This window comes from Shimia aestuarii, from assembly GCF_900114635.1.
Taxonomy (GTDB): domain Bacteria; phylum Pseudomonadota; class Alphaproteobacteria; order Rhodobacterales; family Rhodobacteraceae; genus Shimia; species Shimia aestuarii.
This window is the reverse complement of the sequence record NZ_FOTQ01000005.1, coordinates 119,772-140,339: the sequence shown is the minus strand read 5'-3', so window position 1 is coordinate 140,339 and position 20,568 is coordinate 119,772. Positions and strand designations below refer to the sequence as shown.

The 20,568-nt window shown below is 60.6% G+C and carries 12 protein-coding genes and 1 tRNA gene; 5 read left to right on the top strand and 8 right to left on the bottom strand.

The genetic code is table 11. From position 1 onward, the window contains the following. Positions 1 to 112: 112 nt before the first annotated feature. A complete protein-coding gene (locus BMZ35_RS13150; RefSeq protein ID WP_093094316.1) occupies positions 113 to 697 on the top strand; it encodes an HNH endonuclease in 585 nt (194 codons plus the stop codon). A gap of 140 nt (positions 698 to 837) precedes the next feature. On the opposite strand, the gene BMZ35_RS13145 is transcribed toward BMZ35_RS13150, so the two are convergent. Both BMZ35_RS13145 and rocF read right to left on the bottom strand, forming a co-directional pair. Beyond that, a complete protein-coding gene (locus tag BMZ35_RS13145) occupies positions 838 to 1,884 on the bottom strand; it encodes an ornithine cyclodeaminase (protein WP_093094315.1) in 1,047 nt (348 codons plus the stop codon). 18 nt (positions 1,885 to 1,902) lie between these two features. Further along, a complete protein-coding gene (gene rocF, locus BMZ35_RS13140; RefSeq protein ID WP_093094314.1) occupies positions 1,903 to 2,829 on the bottom strand; it encodes an arginase in 927 nt (308 codons plus the stop codon). 122 nt (positions 2,830 to 2,951) lie between these two features. On the opposite strand from rocF, the gene BMZ35_RS13135 reads away from it, so the two are divergent. Beyond that, a complete protein-coding gene (locus BMZ35_RS13135; RefSeq protein ID WP_093094313.1) occupies positions 2,952 to 3,377 on the top strand; it encodes an Lrp/AsnC family transcriptional regulator in 426 nt (141 codons plus the stop codon). Here the strand turns inward: BMZ35_RS13135 and BMZ35_RS13130 are convergent. Together BMZ35_RS13130 and BMZ35_RS13125 are read right to left on the bottom strand one after the other, a co-directional pair. Continuing rightward, positions 3,374 to 3,844 (bottom strand): disulfide bond formation protein B, encoded by a 471-nt coding sequence (locus tag BMZ35_RS13130; protein ID WP_093094312.1) that lies wholly within the window; start codon positions 3,842 to 3,844, stop codon positions 3,374 to 3,376. The two genes, BMZ35_RS13135 and BMZ35_RS13130, sit on opposite strands and share 4 nt — an antisense overlap. Next, positions 3,844 to 4,422, bottom strand: a complete 579-nt coding sequence (locus tag BMZ35_RS13125) for a YqaA family protein (RefSeq protein ID WP_093094311.1) — start codon at positions 4,420 to 4,422, stop codon at positions 3,844 to 3,846. Before BMZ35_RS13125 ends, BMZ35_RS13130 begins: the two co-directional genes overlap by 1 nt. Positions 4,423 to 4,557: 135 nt before the next feature. On the opposite strand from BMZ35_RS13125, the gene BMZ35_RS13120 reads away from it, so the two are divergent. Further along, positions 4,558 to 4,643, top strand: a tRNA-Leu gene (locus tag BMZ35_RS13120). Positions 4,644 to 4,741: 98 nt separating this feature from the next. Here the strand turns inward: BMZ35_RS13120 and BMZ35_RS13115 are convergent. Continuing rightward, positions 4,742 to 6,343 carry a hypothetical protein gene (locus tag BMZ35_RS13115; protein ID WP_093094310.1) on the bottom strand — a complete coding sequence of 534 codons (1,602 nt, stop codon included), beginning with the start codon at positions 6,341 to 6,343 and terminating at the stop codon, positions 4,742 to 4,744. Positions 6,344 to 6,462: 119 nt separating this feature from the next. Then, positions 6,463 to 8,529: a mechanosensitive ion channel family protein gene (locus BMZ35_RS13110; protein WP_093094309.1), complete on the bottom strand. Its 2,067-nt coding sequence runs from the start codon at positions 8,527 to 8,529 to the stop codon at positions 6,463 to 6,465. Positions 8,530 to 8,735: 206 nt separating this feature from the next. Here BMZ35_RS13110 and BMZ35_RS13105 point away from each other — a divergent pair, with 206 nt between their 5' ends. Further along, entirely contained in the window at positions 8,736 to 10,409 is a 1,674-nt protein-coding gene (locus tag BMZ35_RS13105) for an alpha/beta hydrolase (protein WP_165610078.1), read from the top strand. Positions 10,410 to 10,455: 46 nt separating this feature from the next. Then, positions 10,456 to 17,217 carry a CHAT domain-containing protein gene (locus BMZ35_RS13100; RefSeq protein WP_093094307.1) on the top strand — a complete coding sequence of 2,254 codons (6,762 nt, stop codon included), beginning with the start codon at positions 10,456 to 10,458 and terminating at the stop codon, positions 17,215 to 17,217. On the opposite strand, the gene BMZ35_RS13095 is transcribed toward BMZ35_RS13100, so the two are convergent. Both BMZ35_RS13095 and BMZ35_RS13090 read right to left on the bottom strand, forming a co-directional pair. Then, entirely contained in the window at positions 17,214 to 17,801 is a 588-nt protein-coding gene (locus tag BMZ35_RS13095) for a nucleotidyltransferase family protein (protein ID WP_093094306.1), read from the bottom strand. The genes BMZ35_RS13100 and BMZ35_RS13095 overlap by 4 nt on opposite strands. 83 nt (positions 17,802 to 17,884) lie before the next feature. Next, positions 17,885 to 20,302 carry a GcvT family protein gene (locus BMZ35_RS13090; protein WP_093094305.1) on the bottom strand — a complete coding sequence of 806 codons (2,418 nt, stop codon included), beginning with the start codon at positions 20,300 to 20,302 and terminating at the stop codon, positions 17,885 to 17,887. Positions 20,303 to 20,568: the final 266 nt, after the last annotated feature.

Below are 20,568 nucleotides of genomic sequence, written 5' to 3'. Positions count from 1 at the left end.
GATCGTGAGGCTTGCCAGATGCAGGCCACGAGATATAGTGGAGTAAAGTGCTGGGGCGGGGCTCCTGCTTCGGTACCGGAAGACGGGCAGACCGGGCGGAGAGCGACTCATCATGGACGGCGATTTCAGGACGGAATTCACGAGGCACCCTTCAGGGCTGCGCCAGCATCCTGCGCTGGTCCTGAATGCGGATTACCGACCGCTTTCTTACTATCCGCTGTCGCTCTGGCCTTGGCAGGATGCGATCAAGGCGGCCTATATGGATCGGGTGGATATCGTTGCCGAATATGACGAGGTGGTCCGCAGCCCCTCGACGGTGATACGGATACCGAGCGTGGTTGTCCTGAAAGACTATGTGAAACCTCAAAAGCGCGTGGCCTTCACGCGCTTTAATTTATTTTTGAGGGATGAATTCCGTTGCCAGTATTGCGGCAGCCGGGGGGATCTGACCTTTGATCACGTGGTGCCGCGTGCGGCGGGCGGGGTGACGAGCTGGCAGAATGTCGTTGCGGCCTGTTCGCCTTGCAACCTGAAAAAAGGCTCCAAAAGCCTGCATCGGGCCGGAATGCATCTGAGAAAACCGCCCCGACAGCCCGGTGCGGAAGAGTTGCGGAACCTTGGCCGTAAGTTCCCGCCGAATTTCCTGCATGAAAGCTGGATGGATTTTCTCTACTGGGACGCGGAATTGCAGGCGTAATTCAATCGTGCGCCCGCAGTGCGGGCACACAGGGTTTGCGCTGACGCGCGGGTTTCGGGGGCGCTGCCCCGTCGCAGCAGAGCTGCGACCCCCCGGGGTACTTTTTGAAAAAGAAAGACAAGGGGGCGTGACGCCGGGCCTCAGGCCTTGGCGCGCTGCAACATTCCGAAGAGATCGCGCGGATCATCCGGGTCGGCAAGCATGTCGAGATCGATGTGATAGGGGGTGTCGCGGACCTTGTCGCGGATATAGCGCAAGGCCGAAAAATCCTCGATCGCGAAGCCGACGCTGTCAAACAGGGTGATCTGGGCGGGGTCGCGGCGGCCCTGTGCGCTGCCGGTGATGACCTGCCAGAGTTCCGTGACTGGGAAATCGGCGGGCATCTGCTGAATTTCGCCCTCTATGCGGGTCTGTTCAGGGTATTCCACGAACGTGTCTGCACGGCTCAGGATGCCGGGGGCGAGCTCGGTTTTGCCCGGGCAGTCTCCGCCGATCGCGTTGATATGCACACCGGCCCCGACCATGTTGTCGGTCAAAATCTTGGCATTCTGCTTGTCGGCGGTGCAGGTGGTGATGATCTGGGCGCCCTGGATGGCCTCCTCGGGGCTGCTGCAGATCACCACGTCAAGGCCGCTATCTGCGAGGTTGCGGGCGGCCTTTTGGGTCGCGGCGGGATCTTTGTCATAGAGACGCACGGATTTGAGCCCGAGAATGGCTTGCATGGCGAGAGACTGGAATTCCGACTGGGCACCGTTGCCGATCATCGCCATTGTGTCGGCCCCTTTGGGGGCGAGGTACTTGGCGGCAAGAGCGGACATGGCGGCGGTGCGCAGGGCGGTCAAGAGGGTCATTTCGGTGAGCAGAACCGGGTAGCCGGTGTAAACATCGGCCAGAAGGCCGAAGGCCGTCACGGTTTGCAGCCCTTCCGCAGTGTTCTTGGGGTGGCCGTTCACATATTTGAAACCATAGGCCTCGCCATCGGAGGTGGGCATGAGTTCGATCACGCCGACATCGGAATGGGACGCGACTCGCGGGGTTTTGTCGAACAATTCCCAGCGGCGGAAATCTTCCTCGATATAGGCGACAAGATCCTGCAGCATCTGGTCTATGCCGATGTGATGTACGAGGCGCATCATGTTGTCGACGCTGACGAAGGGCACAAGGGCTTTGGCGGAAGGTTGGGTCATGGTTTTCGTTTCTGTTGATCAGGAGAAGCTGCGAGTGGTGCGGTCGAAGACACGGCGCCCCAGTGCAGAGGCGGCGAGATCGACCATGAGCTTGGCGGTGCGGCCCCTTTCATCGAGGAAAGGGTTGAGTTCGACGAGGTCCATCGACGTAAGGAGGCCACTGTCATGCAGGAGTTCCATGACAAGATGGGCTTCGCGCACGGTGGCGCCGCCCGGAACGGTTGTCCCGACAGCGGGTGCCACGGACGGGTCGAGGAAATCGACATCGAGCGAGACATGCAGCAGGCCGTTGGCTGCCGCGACCTTGGCGAGAAAGGCATTGAGAGGTTTCGCAATGCCGTGTTCGTCGATTTCGCGCATGTCGTGGCAATGGATGCGGGTGGCTGCGAGGGCCTCGTGTTCGGCGGCATCCACCGAACGCAGGCCGATCATGCAGATATTTTCTTCGGGCACCGGGTTTTCGACCGTAGGAAAACCGTCAAACCCGTCGCGGCCTGCGAAATAGGCCACCGGAGTGCCGTGCAGGTTCCCGGAGGCCGAGCTCTTGGGGGTGTGAAAATCTGTATGGGCATCCAGCCACAGGACGAACAGGGGGCGGCCCTCACGCGCGGCATGGTTGGCGACCCCGCGCACCGAACCGGCAGACAGGCTGTGATCGCCTCCAAGGAACAGGGGAAAGCCGCGCGTCATGGCGGTTTCGGCGGCATCGCTGAGCGCGGCTGTCCAGCCGATGGTTTCATTGAGCGCATAGGCCGGGCTGTTGGGGTGATCCTGATCATGGGGCGCAGGCGCACAGTTGCCCAGATCCACGACCGCATGGCCGAGGTCGCTCAGGCTCTCGGCGAGCCCGGCGGTGCGGTAGGCATCCGGGCCCATCAGGCAGCCGCGACGACGTTTGCCGGAATCGACCGGGGCGCCAATCAGAAGGCAGGTTGTCGGAGTCATGGAAGAATTACCTGTCGCGTGTTTCGTTTCCCTATAGATGCTTCCGAAATGCGCGTATTTGGACTGGATATTTTGGTCAAAGAGGTGGTAAATCGTCCGAAACGAATGGGAACCTTGCCGATATGGATGATGTGGATCGCAAACTGATCTCGGCGCTCAGGCATGATGCGCGCGCGTCGCTTTCCGATCTGGCGATTCTGTTGGGCGTTTCGCGTACCACCGTGCGGGGGCGGATTGAACGGCTCCGTCAGCGGGGGGATATCGTCGGATTTACGGTGGTCCTTCAGGACGATACCAAGCGTGATCCGGTGCGCGGGTTGATGATGCTGGGAATCGAGGGGCGCGGTACGGACCGGATCGTGCGCCAGCTGTCGGGCATGACGGCGGTGCGCGCCATTCACGCAACGAACGGGCGTTGGGACCTGATCCTGGAAGTGGGCACCGAAACGCTGGAAGAGTTGGACGGCGTATTGGGGCAGGTGCGTCGGCTTGATGGCGTGGCCAACAGCGAGACAAGCCTGTTGTTGTCGACACGCAAGTCCGGTTAACGGGTCGTCATCCGGGCGACGATGATCCACAGAACTGCGGCACCCAACGAGAAGATCGCGTTGAGATTAGCCATTGTGACGCCCAGCATCTCCCACGGGATTTCATCGCAACGCACCATGGGGGCGCTCATGATCTGGTCGAAGAGTTCATCTGCGGACAGGCCGTCGATGCTTGACGAGGTGCAGGTGGAGGGGCCTTCCCAAAGTTTGCGCTCCACGCCGCTGTGAAAGACGCCGATGATGCCCGTGATCGCCGCAGAGAGCGCGGCGAGATAGGGGAAGATGCTGCCGCTGATGCCCAGTGCCAGTAGACCGAACCCGGCGGCGGCCCAATGCGGATAGCGCTGATAATAACAGAGTTTACATGGCGGGTAGCCAAAGACGTATTGGAATACCCATGCGCCGAGAATCATCGAGATCGAGAAAGCGGTCAGCAAAAGGATCAGGTTGCGACGGGAGAGAGTCATCAGAGATACCTCACGAGCAGGAAGCCGCCGAACAGCAGCAAAAGAAAGACGGTGGCGACGAGGCCAAGGCGGTTTTCGATAAAGTCACGCACCGGCGCGCCAAATTTCCAGAGCAGAGCCGCCACAAGGAAGAAGCGAATGCCTCGGGCGAGGATCGAGGTGGCGATGAAGGTGCCAAGGGGCATGGATGTCCAGCCCGACATGATCGTGATGACCTTGAACGGAAAAGGGGTCACCCCAGCGCCAAGTACGGCCCAGAAGCCGAAATCGTTGAAGCGGGTGTTGAATTCGACCATGGCGTCGGCCTTGCCCAGTGACGCCAGGATCGGCTGGCCGATCTGTTCAAAGGCCAGAGCGCCGATGGCATAGCCCAAGAGACCACCGAGCACCGACGAGACCAGCGCAACCAGCGCAATCAGCCACGCGCGCGAGGGGCGGGCGAGAATCATCGGGATCATCAGAACATCCGGTGGAATCGGGAAGAAGGAGCTTTCGACGAAGGAAACAATCGCCAGCGCCCATATCGCGCGGGGATGATCCGCGAGACGCATGGTCCAGTTGTAAAGCCCTTGCAGCATTGGGTTTCCGATTTCCTGCCTGTTGCTCTTGCCTAGGGAACTGGGCGCGAAGTGCAAGCAAATAATCGGTATGTCACGCGGGTGTCATTTGGGCTGGACGTTGCCGCAGAGCTTGGGTAGATCAGGGACAAAGAGGCCCAAGTGGCGGAATGGTAGACGCAGGGGATTCAAAATCCCCCGCCTTTGCGGGCGTGCCGGTTCGAGTCCGGCCTTGGGTACCAATGACCTTCGGGTCATGCCTCTTATCCAGACAAAACAGCATCAGTGCCATGGACTTTCATGGACAGAAGCCTGCTTGCGCCGGGGCGCCGCGATTGCGTCAGGCGCTTTGAGCCGCGCGGTAGGCCGTGATTTTTTCTTCGAGATACTCGGTCGCGCTCACGCCGCGTTGACGCGATTGATAGGCTGCCGGACGGGCCAGTGGGACCGCGTGCATCTTCGGATCAAGCTGTTCCATGATCTCGTTGTAGAACTTGGTGCGCATCCGTTGTTTGCCATCCACCCGCATCGACGTCTTGAAAATAAGGCGGTCGCTTCCCGGCGCGACATAGAATTGCCGGTTGTAGCCATGGAAATTGGCCTGTGGCGGGGCCGTGGTCAGATCCATGTAGGTGAAATCGTGGAAGTGGCGTTCGAAATCATATTCAAAGCTGGCCGCCCACTCTTTGAGCTGCACCATTTTTCGGGCGCGATCCGCGTCGTCACCCAGACCGATGCGGATGCGTTCCAGCGTGAATTCCAATTGTTCTTCATAGGTTTCCGCCCGGCGGGGCCACCAGCGGGCGGTGGCAATCTCGAGAAAGTTGCCACGCAGCCAGACGCCGCCGGGATCAAGTTTGCGGGCGAAACCGCGTTGCCACCAGTCGTCACCCATGTGCATCAGCCCCGAGGCGACCGCAAAACGGTGGCGCAGTGGTATGGCGCGGCGTTTGCGGGGCAGGAAGCTTCCCCGGAACCCGTCGTCGGGAACCTGTGCGAGGATCGGCTGGCCGACAAGCGCGGCCAGTTCCTCGGCCACGCGCAGATCAAGCGTGGTTATGTAGTTGTTGGCGTAGCAGTAGAGCTGGACACCAGAGTCGGACAGGTCCGGGCAGGCTGCCAGCAACATGCGGGAATCACGCCCGCCGGAAATCGCGAAAAAGCCCGACAGGTTGGTGCAGAAGGCCGCCATGAGCTGCCGCATGCGGTGCGTCACGATTTCTGCGGCTTCGCGCATGTCCATCGGGGCGAAATCTTCGTCACCGGGCCAGAAACGGTGCTCGGTGAAATCAGTGAGATCGACATAGCGGTTGGCGAGAAGACGGCGCACGCGCGCATCGCAGGTTTCGCCGAAACCGAAGCCGCCGGGGGGTAGGTTTGGGTCGAATGAGGGCAGAAGGGCCGCAAGCGGTTCATCGGCCAAGATGTCGTCATGCAGACGGTAATTTGGGCTTGGATCGATGTCGCGGTCAAGACAGAGGAGCAGGCTTGAGGCCAGTGTCCGGGTTTCGGGGTCGTAAACGACACCATAAGAGCCGACGGGGTCGTGATAGGCCCGTCGTATCGGATTGGCGCCGGGAAGATCGAGCAGCACGACATAGCGACCGCTCAGCCAACGCACCCAGTCCTGGACCTTGTCACCAAGGGCGTCGTCATGTTCGGAAAGGTCAAGGCGGTGGCGGGCCGCAAGCAGCGTACCTTCGGCATCGACTGCATGACCAAGAACCAGTCCCAGCGGCGTGCCTTCGATCGAGGTGATTTCGCACAGGGGAAGGTCGGGGCACAGGTAGAGGGTGCCATCTGCAAAGGGTCGCCGGCCAAAGCCGGGCAGGGCGCGTTCAGACGGGGAAAGAACGAACTGGTAGTGGAAGGTGGACTCGAACTGAAGCCCCAGCGTGTCGCAATATTTTTGTCCCAGAAACAGGGAGGGAGTGCCTGACATAACCTGTACTTTTTAGCCGCTATTTTTTTTGGTGATCTTTGCACAGGCAGGTGATTTCAGCCAGAAAAAAATGGGAGTCGCACCCGTTTGGCGGGGGTGGGCAGGGGCAGCTTGATGGCTCAGGGTGCGTCGCTGGGGTTTGTCTGAGCCTGGATCGCTTCGGCAAGAACCTCGGCGCTTGCACCCGCGTTTGTACTGTTGCTTTCTATGGCATTGGTGGCGCGCACCCGGACTTCGCGCACGGCGACGTCGATGCCTTCTTCACGGAACATGCGGCGGACCGCCTCGTAGACCACCCGGCGAAGCTGGAACTGTTCCCCGGGGCGGCATTTGAATTTGGCGCGGACGATCATTGCGCTTTCGTCCATGCGTACGACACCCGCCGATTTGAGTGGTTCCACGAAGAGATGACCGTGCACCGGGTCTTCGCTGAGCTGCTGGCCCAGCACCTTGAATTTCTTACGCAGGCTGTCCGTGTCCGTTTCGAAAGGCACGCGGAAATCCATCTTGAAAATGGCCCAGTCGCGAGAGTGGTTCGAGATCGTCTTGATTTCGCCAAACGGTACCGTGTGAAGCGCACCCTCGGTGTGGCGGATGCCGAGGCTTCGAATGCCTGCGCGTTCGATGGTGCCGATGGCCACACCTGTATCGACGAAATCCCCGACGCGGAACGCATCATCCAGCAGGAAGAACACCCCTGAAATCACGTCGCGCACGAGGGTCTGGCTGCCCATGCCGATGGCGAGACCCAGCACACCGGCCCCGGCAAAGAGGGGAAGCACATCGACACCGATGGCCGAAAGGCCAATCATGCCTGCGATAATGGCGATAGCGACAAGGGTGATATTTCGGATCAGCGGGAGCAGCGTAGCGACACGTGTCTGTCGTACTGCGTCGGTTTCCCCGGATTGCGAAGCACTGCGTTGAAGCATGCGTTCGGAACCGATGGCAACGAGTTGCCAGAGCACGTAGGCGATGAACAGGGTGACGCAGAGTTGCGTGAGGGCCGGCACGATCGTCCCGGCGCGCCCGGTTACAAATCCGGACCACGGTCCGCTCCAGAGGCGCAGCAACACCAGAAGTGTGATCACCGTGGCGCTTGCCCGACCAAGGCGGGCAAAGAACTGGGCAAAGCTTGGCATGTCTGGATGTTTTTCGCGTTCGGGTGCGCGGGAATCCACGCGCGCGGCCCAGTCATCAAGCGCAAGGCATGCGGCGGTCAGCGCCATGAGGGCAAAGAAGCTGAGCACCGCAAGGCGGTTTGCTTCCATCCGGCCCAGCAGCAGGAGGATTGAAGCAGCGAACCATGAGACCACCACGTAAAAGCTTACCAGAAGGTGCCAGATACCGGCAAAGGACGACCATCCCCGCCCCCGATCACGCCCATCGGCCCCCTTTCGGAAGAAACCTGCAATGGCGCGGCGATTTGCAAAGCACGCAAGGATGACCGCCAACGCAACGAGGGTTCGTGTGATCAGAACGAAGATCAGGATCGCGTTGCGCTCCATGCCGCCGGATTGGAACAGCGTTGCGGTTACGACAAAGAAGATCGCCCACGCGGCGATCAGAAGCGCGTGCCAGTAGAGGCGGCGGGCATCGGCATCCGATAACATGACAAGGCGCATCTCGGGCTTGAAGGGGGCAAGAACCTGTCGCGTGCCGATTGTGAAGAGCCGCACGCCGAGGATGGCCGTGAGATAGGTTACGACGACGGTTTGAGCGACGGGGTCGGATTGCGTGCTCATCAGGAGCGGCCAGCCGCCCAACACGGCAAAGATCAAGAGTCCTACGAGATTGGCGCCCAACCAGCCGAGGCGATGGCCAAGGCGGATACTGCCGTCGCGATTGCGGGAAAAACTGATGCGGTTGAGGATGGTGCGAAACAGCAACTCTGCGAAGACACCAAGTCCGAGGTAGAACGCGGCGCGCCACAACAGGCCGAGGGTCGAAAAGCCGCTGGCATCGAGCCGTTCGAAGAACAGGGCGACTTCTGAGGGGAACCGCCCGAAATCATCGACCAAACCTGCCAGCTGAAGCGCGGCGCGGGCGGAGGCGGTTGTCAGAAGGTCAAAAACCGCGAGCGTGTTGCCGAAGAAGTCGTCGGTGGAGACTTCGGGTGTCGTTTCTGCGGCCAGCGCGGCGCCCACAGGCAGCAGCACAGCCAGCACCAGCATGATTAGGCGCATTTTCCGAGTGTCCCCATATTCCGTCCCGATGCCAGAACGCTAACCACAAACCTTTGATGGGACAAGATAAACTGTTTTGCCAACGCGGGGCTGCGTGTTAGCGTCGCTTCAGGAGGACGCGCAGTGGCCCGGATCCGGGTCGTTTTGAACAGGTGTTTTCCATGAAAATGGCATTGAACGGGAACCGGACTTGGGGGGATTCCTTGATGCAGCGTGTTAAGGCCTTTGCGCTGATCCTTGGTGTTGTCAGCGCCAGTATAGCGGCGGCTCAGGACGTATCGAAAGTGCCGCAAGTGGCTCTGCTTGAGGCGTTTGCAGAATTTGAAGAAACGCGGAAAAGCGATCCGCAGGCTGCCTTTGAGATTGCGGACAAAATATTGGCAGAAGCCGAGGATCCCGACCTGAGGTTGGTTTTTGGCCGTGCAGCCTTGAACGCGGGTGACGGGGCGCGGGCACGTGCCTATCTGGAACCTCTGGTCGTGCAATTGGAACGGACTGACCCGAGGTTGACCGAGGTGCTGGATCTTCTGGTAGCGGCGTTCGATCTTCTGGGGCTGGAAGAAGAGGCGCTTCAGCATGCGCTGGCAGCCTATGACACGGCTGAAGCGCGACTTGGTGCGGAAAACCCGGCCCTGCTGGCGCGGCTTGACGCGCTGGAACCGCGGGCGGAAAAGCTGCAACCAGACCTTCTGCCGCTGATCGCCCAGTTGCGCGATGCAATCCCGACCGAGCCTCCAGCGCCGGGAACGGTCCGGGCCGAGGGCGATCCGACGGCTGTCGAAGTCTGGTATGGCACCAACCGGGTTGCGACCGGATCAAAGGATCCCGCGCAGTTTTACGGTACCGAGCTTGGCGCATTGCGCGTTGGAACCTTAACGGTGACGATCCCGCCAGGGCATCTGGCCGGGTTGATCGAACGCCCGGAAGGGTGGTTTTTTACAGATCACCTCGATCCGGACAAACATGTGGTTCTGGCCGGATTGCAGGAACTGACCCGTGATGCCTTTGCAGAAGGGTGCTGTGGTGAACAGGACCGACTCCTGTTCGTACACGGGTATAATGTTTCGTTCCATGACGGAGCGCTCAGAGCGGCGCAGCTTGCGTTCGATCTCGAATTTCCGGGGCAGGCGATGTATTACAGCTGGCCCTCGAAGTCGTCGCTTTACGGGTATCTGAGCGACTCCAACAATGTCGTGCCATCGCGCCCGGCGATGGAAGCTTTCCTTGAAATGGCCACACGTGGGAATGGGAAGCTGCACATCATCGCGCATTCCATGGGCAACCGCTATACGCTCGAGGCGTTGGAAACCTTCCTGTTGCGCAACCCTGATAGGCGCATCGGACAGTTGATCCTTGCTGCACCCGATGTTGACCGGGCCGAGTTTCAGGCGCGGTTCGGCGGTATCCGGGACAAGGCGGATGGCGTGACGCTTTATGCCTCGCGGCACGACCTGGCGTTGCAGGTGTCGCGCCGGGTGAACGGGGGGTATCGGCTTGGCGATGCCAATGGAGATGTGGTGCGTCTTGCCGGGTTGGACACGGTTGATGCCTCGCAGATCGAGGCAGATTCCCTCGGGCATTCCTATTTCGGTGACGCCCCTCAGTTGCTGGGAGACATTCTTGGCGTGGTGCGGCTTGGCTGGGCCCCGCGCGAACGCTGTGGTGTGGCGGAACGGGAAAGTGGTGAGGGGGGCAATGTCTGGGAGGTGCGCCCTGATGGGTGCCCGGTAGAACAGATCCGCACGGCGGGTGATCTGATCCGGACCTATGGTGGGGATGCTTTGAAGGAGGCGCGTCGGCGCTTTGACAAGGCTCCGGGTGACCGGATGGATTTCTGGCTGGGTGTTCTGGACGTGATGGAGGCCCGTTTGGGGGAATAAGCGCGCGCATGTGCGCACCGGAAGACTGGAACGATTGGAACTTGCAATGAAAAAGACAATCTGGGCGGCGTTGTCGGTATTTGTTCTGACAACACAAGGGACAGTCGCGGCATCGGAACCTGATCCCACGGGGGCGGTGTCAGCGGATGGGGTCTATACCGCGCCGAATGTCAGGGAGTTGCAAGGCGCGTTTGTCGGGGCCAACGCCGACGCGGCGGACGCACGCATCGGCCAGTGGATTGCGCTCAAGAACGCAGGGCAGTTTCGCGGGCTGATCTCGGCGACAGAAGCGGACATGCGTTCGGATACGCCGCATCCCTATGCCCCGCATGTGTGGAGCTGGGCGCAGTGGAAGCTGGGCAGTCTGACCCCCGATACCTTGCCTGAAATCCCGATGGACCTTTCGGAAACCCTTGGGTTGGCGTCGCGTGCGTTTGCCTATGAACAGGCGGACCGCGACGGTCTGCTCGTGGGGTTGGCCGACGACATTCTGGCGCGTCCCTCACCGGATTACTGGTTGGATTACGAGGTGGCCTATGCCGCCTGTTCGACGGATTTCCTATCTTTGTGCCGGGATATCGGGCGGCGTTTGGTGGAATTTTTCCCAAACGATTTTGGCGCGGCGTATCTTGTGGGCGATTATGCGCCAGGTGACCCCCTAGGCACGATGGCATGGCTTGATGGGCGACCCGAACTGAAAGAAACACCGGCCGGTAGACTGATCCTGTGGATGCTGTCGCGACCGGATGACACGGCAGCGGATCGGCTGGCCTTGTCCGAATACTGGCTGGAACAGGCGTCACAGGACCCCAACGCACTGCGCCGCCTTGGTTATCAACAGGAAACTTTGAAATACCTCGATGCTGCGCTTGGGTCGTTCCGGAGAGAAGAGGCGGTCTATCCGTTCCGTGATGCGCAAGAGCGGGTCGGCCGGGTTCTGGCCGCCCAGCGCAGGTTTGATGAGGTTGTGAGGGAAACACGCGATTGGGCGACCAGTGTTGAACCCGAGGGAGCGGTGTTGGGGCGGACGGCGCGTGTTCTATTGCGGATTTACACCCATGCCGGGGAATATGGGCTGTTGCGCGAAGTCGCCATCAAGGCGCTTGAAACAGAGCCTCAGGATGATCTGCTTCGCGTGTTGTTTGGCAAGGCTTTGCGTCAGGAGGGTTTCCCCAACGAGGCGGTGGTGACATTGGCGCCGGTGCTGGAGAAGACACCGACCCATTATGAGGCCGCCAATCAATTCATGCGCGCGCTGGACGCGGCGGGTCGGCCTCGGGAAGTTTTGGATGCGGTCGCGCGGTATCGTGCGGCAGGCGGGTTGCCCAATGACGGCGTACTGAATTATTGGCACGAAGCTTTGCTTGACCTTGAGCGCGAGGAAGACCTTGCCGAGGTTCACCAGATCTTCAAGCAGGAGTTGCCCGAGGCCTCCTGGTTGCAGGGCAATGCGGCCTGGGCGCTCAACAAGTATGGGCGCGCCGATGAGGCGCTTGCCGAGATGCAGCGCATTGTCATGCAGGATCCGGCTTCGAACTGGCGGATCGACCGAATGGGGGACTATGCGCGTGCGACACTTGGGGATTCGGCGGCGCGTGATCTGCTTGCGCAATTCCTTGGCCGCTACCCGTACAAAAAAAGCGGATGGCAGCAGTTGATCAAGTCGGGTGTTCCGGCGCTTGAGGCGTGGGAGCTGGCGATTAAGAAAAATCCGAGAAGCGGGTTTGCGGTCGTGGAACTCGCGCGAGCGATGGAAAAGGCTGACCCGTCCAACTGGCGGGCAACTCAGGACCGTCTACGGCGCGAAATCGAGCGGTTGCAATCAGCTGGTGCGCCGGATTCCGAGGTTTCCCTTGTTTACGCTGAGCGCGGCAGCCAAATCGACGACGCATTGCTCAACAACCATGCCCACGATCTTTCCCTGATTGGGCCGGCGAGCGCCGACCTAGACCGCGCGCGTGACCTGGGGATAGGGCTTGATGAGTACTGGAAGTACCGCTACTATCTGCTGAGCCGTGCCGGAGCATCTCCGGAACTTACCTTTGCCGCGTTGCGCAGGATCGACACGCACCCTGATGACCGTGACTCCTATGCCCATCTGTTTACCGCGGCGCCTGCGGAGCACCTTGGCAACGACGCGCAGGCTTTGATCTATTTTCATCGGTACCTCAATCGCCAGCCGCGATCATCCAAACGGCTCAAGGAGATGGCACTTCGACATAACAAGTACGGCGGATCGCCTGTCGTCGCGCTTAGCCTGTTGGACCGAGCCAAGCGATGGGATCCGGACGTGGATGTCGATGAGGAAACCGAGAACGCCTATGGGGCACTAGGTGCGCATAAGCGCTTTTTTGATACCCGCTACAACCGCGGGACGCGGGTTTCGAACTCGCTGCGCTATGTAAACTGGTTCGAACGGGCGCGTGCCGACACCGGTAACGAACAGCTGACCGTCAAATCGCTTGATTTCGAGACGATGACAGTGGTTCAGATCCGTCCGGACGGGTTGGAATGGGAACGTCGGTATCATCCGGTCACGGGGCGGCTGCTTGGGTTTCGTCTGGGCGCAGTTACCGGCGAAGTTCGCTATACCGAAGATGGCTATTTGCAGGCCATGCAGATCGGGCGAAATGCAGCGATCGAGCTTGGCTATGCGCCTCTTGGCGAAGAGGGACTGGAGCGGTTGATCACCTCGATGCGGGTGGCCGATGGCAGCGAGTTTACGATGGAATATGGGCAACTTGGGAAACCCACGAAGATCACCGTGGTCGGGATGGGGCATTTGGACATCACTTATGATGACAGCGGCGAGATCGCCAGCGTCAATGCTGTGATGGATGATGGATCGGAGAGCGGGTTTGGCTTGTCGAGCAGGATCAACGCGGCCTTTGGTCAATTGAGCACCCAAGCTCGCACCCTGCGCGAAGTGCAGCTGGGCGATTTTTCCGGGTTGAGTGCCGATGATCCGCAACTGGATGCGTTGCGCGCGGCACAGTCTGACGTGTGGAATGCGCCTGATTTGGCATTCTCGGAGAGAGTCGACGCCGATCTTGCGCTGGCGCGCGCCTTGCTGGAGAAGGTGGCCGATCACCCGGATCACATGGGCGAGGCAGAACGCACCCTGAGCGAGGTGTTCTTTGGCTTTTCCTACATGGCTGCCGAAGGAAACATCTCTGCGGATGACCTGCCGACGGCACAACGTCAGGTCATCGAAGCGGTACGCCTGTGGCGCGGGCTGATGATCCGGACGCGGCCCGGAGGTGTGCCGCGCGATATCTGGCAGGTCTGGGGAGAAATGCGCGATTGGGTCGGGACATTGTCGCCGCAGGATCCCGAAACCATCGGGGCGCTGGCCCGGTTGCGGGCCGAGATGGATCAGGGGGGCTTGCGTGTGTTGTCCGACGTCGGCTGGCTCAGGAAGACCCACCTGACAAATCCCGGCTTCTGGCGGATGCACCGCACGGACGAGGTGTTCCCTCGAGTTCTGAGCGAACGGGGCGTGCGGCTGCGCGACATTCTCGTGCGGCGCAATGGCGACGTTGTCGTGGTGAGTGACAAGGGTTTTGCCGTGCTGCGGCGCGGGTTCTGGGAGTGGTTCGGCCATGACGCGCAAGCCAATAGGTTCTCGGCCTCGGCGGATGTGTCCGAGTTGAGCGGATCGTCCAACCTGTCGGCGGTCGTGGAGGACGAAAAGGGTCGGCTTTGGCTTGGGGGACGGTCCGGTCTCTTCATGCTGGAGGGCGACTATGATGCGCCGCCAAGGCTTTGGCGAAGCGGTGAAGATGGGTTCCCCGCCGGGAGTGTTGACGCGCTCGCGATCAATGCAAGAGCGGTCGCTGTGGGCACCAATACCGGTTTGGCTGAGGTGGATATCGAGACGCTTGAGCATGCCATGGTCGAGTCCACACCGGTTGAGCGGCTGCGTGCGCATGACGGCGGTTGGTTGGCAATGGGGCGCGACGGGATGTGGTGGCAGTCAGACGACACCCGCCGCACATTGACCAACTTTCATGTCCGTGACGTCTTGGGGGACAAATGGTCGGAGCGGCTTTTTGTTCTTCGTGGCGATACCTTGCTGGAGGCGCCCTGGGACAATTCCGCGACGGAGTTGCTTGAAACCCGCATTGTTGAGGGGCAGGAAACCATCGAAGCCAGCGATGCTCCCTTTGGCCTTACAAGGGTGGCGCTTGATGAACACGAAACAGCGTTGGCGGTTCTGACGGATCGGGGCGGGGCCGTCATGGGCGACGGGGTGTTCGAGAGTTTTTCCCAGCCCGGAGCAGATCGACCCGTGGGCATCGAGAAAGCCCATGAACGTGATGGTCGGCTTTACATGATCACGTCGCAAGGGGTCGCCGGGATCGTGCGCGGGCAGGCCACTTATGCAACGGCTTCGCGGGTGCACGACCTGCTCAGCGATCCTGAGCTTGGGGTGACGTACGTCGCGCTGGAACACGGGATCGACGTGGTGGATCATGCCGATGACAGCGCGGAGGCAGAGTATTTTTCCGGCGTGAATGCCCGCATTCTGGAACTGGCCCCGGATGGTTCGCTGATCACGCATGATGACCTGACAGTATTGCGGTTCGATCGCGGTTCCCTTAGCCCAAGAGAATTGTTCTCGGCAGAGCAGACCGGGCCGGATGGTCCGCGATATGCCGAAATCCAGGACATACTGGCGGCAAGCGACGGCACGATCTGGGCCGTGGCGGGAGCGAGCGTCTTCCGGTGGCGCGAGGGTGAGGACATACGGGAATTTTCGATGTTCCTGAATGACCCTGATTATCCGGTGCGATCAGACATGTTGTACGCGATTCACGAACATGCGGATGGACGCATTCTCTTGGTGGCGTCGAACGAGGGGCATCGTACCTATCGCAACCGCAACATGATCGGGGGACTGTTCGAGCTTCGGGGTGATCAGTTCGTGAAGGCCGATGTGGATGTTCTGGGCAGCTGGTTCATGCGCAGTTTGACGCGAATTGATAATGATCTCTCGATTGCGGGCACCGCGAGCGGGTTCGCCCGGTTGCGCAAGGGGGCGTTGGATGAGTACGACCGGATCGAGGACAGTTCCTATCTTGCTTTGAAGGACGTGCAGCCCGCGTTGTATCTGGGCACTGAGGGGGCGCGATTGGGCAAGGACCTTTGGTTGTTTGGTTCGGCAGGTGGCGTGGTGGCCTACAAGGCGGGGACCTGGTTCCACGCGGATCGCCTGAACTGGATTTTGCCGCGCGCTGACCTGGCCAATTACGGTGCGCGCACGGTGCATGCGATCGAGACCGATCCGCGAGGCCGGGTCTATGTTGGGACGGATTTCGGGCTCACGATCTATGACCCGGAGGGCGCTGGGGCCGAGTCTTTCCTGATTTCGGAGCAGCGGGGGGATTATGCCTTTTCTGCTTTGGAGCAGGACCAGATGCAGAAGGTCAACGATATCCTGCTGGACGCGCTTCCCGAGGACAGTGAGGCAGGCAAGGTTGCCACGGCGTTCCGAAAGTCACGCAAACAGATCGTGGCCTTGGAGGAACAGCTGACCCAGGCGCAGGCTTCGGGCGCGCCGCAGGCGAGCAAGATCGAGAAAAAGCTACTCAAGGCGCGCCAGCGCGACATTGCAATACTGGCACGTCTGGAAAGGGACCAGCCGGCATTGTTCAACATGTTGCAGCTCAATCCTCTGGACCTGCGCGCGCTTGGTCAGCGTTTGCCTGATGACGTGATGGTGGCGCAATACCTGCCCACGGACGAAGCCCTTTACATCAACCTTGTGGGGGCGCAGGGGGCCGTTCTCAAGACCGTGACCCTCTCCAAGCGCGACCTGGAGGCACAGGTCAAAAGCGTCGTTGGGGCGATGGCGGCGCAGGCGCGGGGGCAGTTGCGTGGCTTTGGCACCAAGGTCGGCAAGGCCGCCAGCACCGAGGACGCACCGCGCGCTGCAGAATCTCTGGAAGACACGGCGGCGGCGGTTGCGACAGTTGAGACCGGTGCCGCTGCGCTCGAGGCGGGGCTGCACTGGCTTTACGAAGCGCTGTTGCGTCCAATCGAGCATGACGTTCCAGACGGAACGACGCTGGTGGTTTCGCCCAACGGAGCGCTGGCCTATTTGCCCTTTGCCGCGCTGGTGCGCGAGATCACGGAGCAGGGGCCACAATATGCGGTTTCGCATTTCGATCTAGCCACCGCGCCCAGCCTTTACGCGGTCGACATGATGATAGACGCGGTGCCGTCGGCGGCGTTCTCACATGTGGTGTTTGGTGACCCTGACGGAAGCCTTCCCCACGCGCGCGAAGAGGCCGAACAGATTGCCGAGATCCTGAGCGAAGACATTGTCGAACTCAGGATTGGAGAGGAGGCAACCTACGAAGAATTGCTCGACTATGCCGGGGATGCGCGGTTCGTGCATTTGGCGATGCATGGTAAGCTGGATCATCGCTCGCCCAAGGACAGTTATCTTCTTCTGGCCGACAACACGCGGATGAGCATTCCCCAGATCATGACCCTTCCCATGCAGGAAGCGGAACTCGTGTTCCTGTCCGCATGTGAAAGTGGGTTGGGGACCGATGGACTCGAATACAGGACGATTGCCCATGCCTTTGCGCATGCCGGGGCGCCGGCGGTGATTGCGACGCTGTGGCAGGTGGATGATGCCGCGACACGCACGCTTGCCGAGTCTTTCTACAGTTCCAAGATGGAAGGAGAAGGCAATGCGGCGGCCTTGCGCGCCGCGCAGCGGGGCATGATCGAAGCGGGAGGCAAACATGCACGGCCCGGCTATTGGGCGGGGATGGCCCTGTTTGGCAAACCCTAGGGCCGCGCGCGCCACGCGGCCCAGTCTTCGGGGGTGTCGAGATCAGTCAGGGCGTGGGTGCCGGGCAGGGGGATCATCTGTGTCTCTCCCTGAAAGCGGCGCAGCACGGGTCTGGCGCCGGTGTCGCCGCTGATCCGCTTCAGCGCGCCAAAACAGTTTTCGGGAAAGATCACCGGATGACCGGGGATGCCGTCGGCGCTGGTGGCTTGCAGCAGCGCGGTGGGCGCAGCGTTATGGGCTTCGATCATGGTCATGAGGTCGTCTCTGGTGATCTCAGGCATATCCGCGGGCAGGATCAGCGCGGCGGTGCAGTCAGCGGGCAGGGCAGCGATCCCGGCGCGTATGGAATGAGCCATGCCGAGATCGGCGTCATCGACAGGCACCCGCAAGACCGGAAGGCCCGACAGAGCGGCGTGCCGTTCACCGGGTTCGGGTGGCAGGCAGACCGCGACGGGACAACCGGTGGCCTGCGCCCGTTTGGCCATGGTTGCTATCTGCGGTGTTCCGTTGACGTCCTGCAACAGCTTGTCCGCGCCACGCATGCGCGAGGAACGTCCGGCGGCTAGGAGCAGGATGGTCAGCATGTAAGCATGATTGGCCTGTGTTGCGCCGGAGGCAAGGGGTGGATGCCTCCGGCGGGAGTATTTTGGGCAAAATGAAGAGCGGATTAGCCCCGCATCCGGGCGCCGTCGGAATCAAATAGCGGGTCGGTGATCAGCGTAGCGTTGCGCATGGCGCCGAGGATTTCGATTTCAACCTCCAACCCGGCTTTGGCCTGTGACGTGGGCACGAAGCCCATGGCGATGGATTTCTGCGCGTGGTGGCTGTAGCCGCCGGAGGTGCAGAAACCAACCACTGAACCGTCAAGCCAGATGGGTTCATAGGCGTTGACGTCTGCATCGTCGGCATCAACCACGAAGGCACATAGATTGCGCGCGGGTCCGTTTTCGCGCTCTGCTTCGGCAGCGGCGCGACCGACAAAGTCAGTTTTCTTGGCGAAAGAGATGAACCGGTCCAGTCCGGTTTCTGCTGCCGTGTAGTCGGGAGAGAATTCGCTGAGCCATGAGCCGAAGAACTTGTCGAGGCGCAACGACATCATTGCCCGCATGCCAAAGGGCTTCATGCCAAGGGGTTCGCCTGCGGACCAGAGTGTGTCCCAAAGGCTGCGTTGGGCCATCGGATCGCAGTAGATTTCAAAACCGAGATCGCCGGTGTAGCTGACACGTTGCACGAGGCAGTCGACCATGCCCACCGTAAGGTGACGCAGGTCCATGAAGCGCATGTCGGACATGTCCGTACGGGTACAAGCTTGCAGAACTTCGCGTGCCTTGGGGCCCGCGATCTGGAAGCCGTTGAGACGGTCGGAGATGTTTTCGACTTTGACGCCATCGGCCTCGTTCTGTTCGAACCAGCGCATGTGATACGCTTGGCTGCCGTAAGATGCGGTCAGTTGGAAGGCTTCATCGCTGAGGCAGGACACTGTGAAATCCCCGATCAGGCGGCCTTTGGCTGAGAGCATCGGTGTGAGCGACAGGCGGCCCGGTTTCGGGATGCGGCCTGCCATGATGTGATCCAGCCAGTTGCGGGCATCGGGGCCGGTAACGAGGTATTTGCCGAAATTGTGCACTTCGTTGATGCCCACGCCATTTCGCACGGCCGAGACTTCGCGCGCGGTGGCGGCAAAGGCGTTGGAGCGGCGGAACGACGGAGTTTCAAAACGCGGTTCGCCCCCTTCTGCAAAATAATTCACTACTTCGAGCCCGTATTGATGGCCCCAAACGGCGCCCATGCGGTCGAAGACATCATACATGGGGGTTTGACGGAAAGGCCGCGCGGCAGGGAGTTCTTCGTTGGGATAGGAGACAGAGAAGCGTTTCTGGTAGTTCTCGATCACTTTTGGGCGCGTGTAGCCGGGGGTGATCCAGTCTCCGAACCGGGCGCAGTCCATGGCGAAGGTGTCGCGTTCGCATTCGCCTTCGACCATCCATTGCGCAAGCATCAAACCGACGCCACCGCCCTGGCTGAAGCCGGCCATGACGGCGCAGGCGGACCAATAGTTGCGCATGCCATGTACGGGACCGACCAACGGGTTGCCGTCCGGGGCAAAGGTGAAAGGGCCGTGGATGACGGATTTGACGCCGGCTTTTTCCAAAGCGGGGAAGCGTTTGTAGGCGAAGGCGATGCTGTCTTCGATCTTGTCGAAATCATCCGGCAGCAGCTCATGGCCGAAATCCCAGGGCGTGCCGTCGACCGCCCAGGGACGGCAGGGTTGCTCGTAAAAGCCGATACAGAGGCCGCGCCCCTCTTGCCGAAGATAGCTTTCACCGGCCGGGTCCATCACATGGGGGTGTTCGCCGCCCGCGTCGATGATCTCGGCGATCATCGGGATTTCATCGGTAACGATATACTGGTGTTCCATTGGGTGCAGGGGAAAGTAGATTCCGGCCATTGCACCCACTTCACGCGCCCACAGGCCCGCGGCGTTGACTACGTGTTCGGCGTGGATCGTTCCCTTGTCGGTGACGATATCCCAGGTGCCGTCGCTGCGTTGGTTCGTTTCGATCACCTTGGTGTGGGTCTGGATCGTGGCGCCGCCCATGCGGGCGGCCTTGGCATAGGCATGGGTCGTGCCGGAGGGATCAAGGTGGCCGTCGAGCGGATCATAAAGCCCGCCGATGATGCCGTCCGTATTGGTGACAGGGGCAATTTTGCGGATTTCCTCGGGGGTGACGATCTCGGTTTCGAGCCCCATGAAGCGGTGTTTGGCCCGCTCGGCAACAAGCATATCGAAGCGATCCTGGTTGTCGGCCAGCGTCACACCACCGACATGGTGCAGGCCGCAAGACATGCCGGTGATGTCTTCCAGTTCCTTGTAGAGGCGGATCGTGTAGCCTTGAAGTGCGGCCATGTTGGTGTCGCCATTCAGGGTGTGGAACCCGCCCGCCGCATGCCATGTTGAACCTGATGTCAGCTCGGAGCGTTCGAGCAGCATGACATCGGACCAGCCGAGTTTCGTGAGGTGATAGAGCACGGAACAGCCGACAACGCCGCCGCCGATCACGGCCACTCTTGTGGTGGTTTGCATGGGAGACCTCCGGGATGGTTTTGATCATGAAACGGCCAAAGTGGACCGTGCGGCAAGTCTGAAAACGACAATGGGTGTCGTTTCGAATGAGCCTGTTTGGCAGGAAGGGGCATCGGAGCGTGCAATTGGGTGACTGTGGCCAATGAGAACGGGCAAGTCGAATATTGTTTGCGGCTTGTGGGCTGGCGACGAGAAGTGTCGCAATCCGGCAATTTCATGGTGGCAGGCGGCGTAACTCTTGGGGAAACTCTTGAGGTCGGAGGCGC

Excerpts from the sequence above, each read along its gene's own strand:
- BMZ35_RS13150 (WP_093094316.1), top strand. The coding sequence starts at position 113 with ATGGACGGCGATTTCAGGACGGAATTCACGAGGCACCCTTCAGGGCTG.
- BMZ35_RS13145 (WP_093094315.1), bottom strand. The coding sequence starts at position 1,884 with ATGACCCAACCTTCCGCCAAAGCCCTTGTGCCCTTCGTCAGCGTCGAC.
- rocF (WP_093094314.1), bottom strand. The coding sequence starts at position 2,829 with ATGACTCCGACAACCTGCCTTCTGATTGGCGCCCCGGTCGATTCCGGC.
- BMZ35_RS13135 (WP_093094313.1), top strand. The coding sequence starts at position 2,952 with ATGGATGATGTGGATCGCAAACTGATCTCGGCGCTCAGGCATGATGCG.
- BMZ35_RS13130 (WP_093094312.1), bottom strand. The coding sequence starts at position 3,844 with ATGACTCTCTCCCGTCGCAACCTGATCCTTTTGCTGACCGCTTTCTCG.
- BMZ35_RS13125 (WP_093094311.1), bottom strand. The coding sequence starts at position 4,422 with ATGCTGCAAGGGCTTTACAACTGGACCATGCGTCTCGCGGATCATCCC.
- BMZ35_RS13115 (WP_093094310.1), bottom strand. The coding sequence starts at position 6,343 with ATGTCAGGCACTCCCTCCCTGTTTCTGGGACAAAAATATTGCGACACG.
- BMZ35_RS13110 (WP_093094309.1), bottom strand. The coding sequence starts at position 8,529 with ATGCGCCTAATCATGCTGGTGCTGGCTGTGCTGCTGCCTGTGGGCGCC.
- BMZ35_RS13105 (WP_165610078.1), top strand. The coding sequence starts at position 8,736 with ATGCAGCGTGTTAAGGCCTTTGCGCTGATCCTTGGTGTTGTCAGCGCC.
- BMZ35_RS13100 (WP_093094307.1), top strand. The coding sequence starts at position 10,456 with ATGAAAAAGACAATCTGGGCGGCGTTGTCGGTATTTGTTCTGACAACA.
- BMZ35_RS13095 (WP_093094306.1), bottom strand. The coding sequence starts at position 17,801 with ATGCTGACCATCCTGCTCCTAGCCGCCGGACGTTCCTCGCGCATGCGT.
- BMZ35_RS13090 (WP_093094305.1), bottom strand. The coding sequence starts at position 20,302 with ATGCAAACCACCACAAGAGTGGCCGTGATCGGCGGCGGCGTTGTCGGC.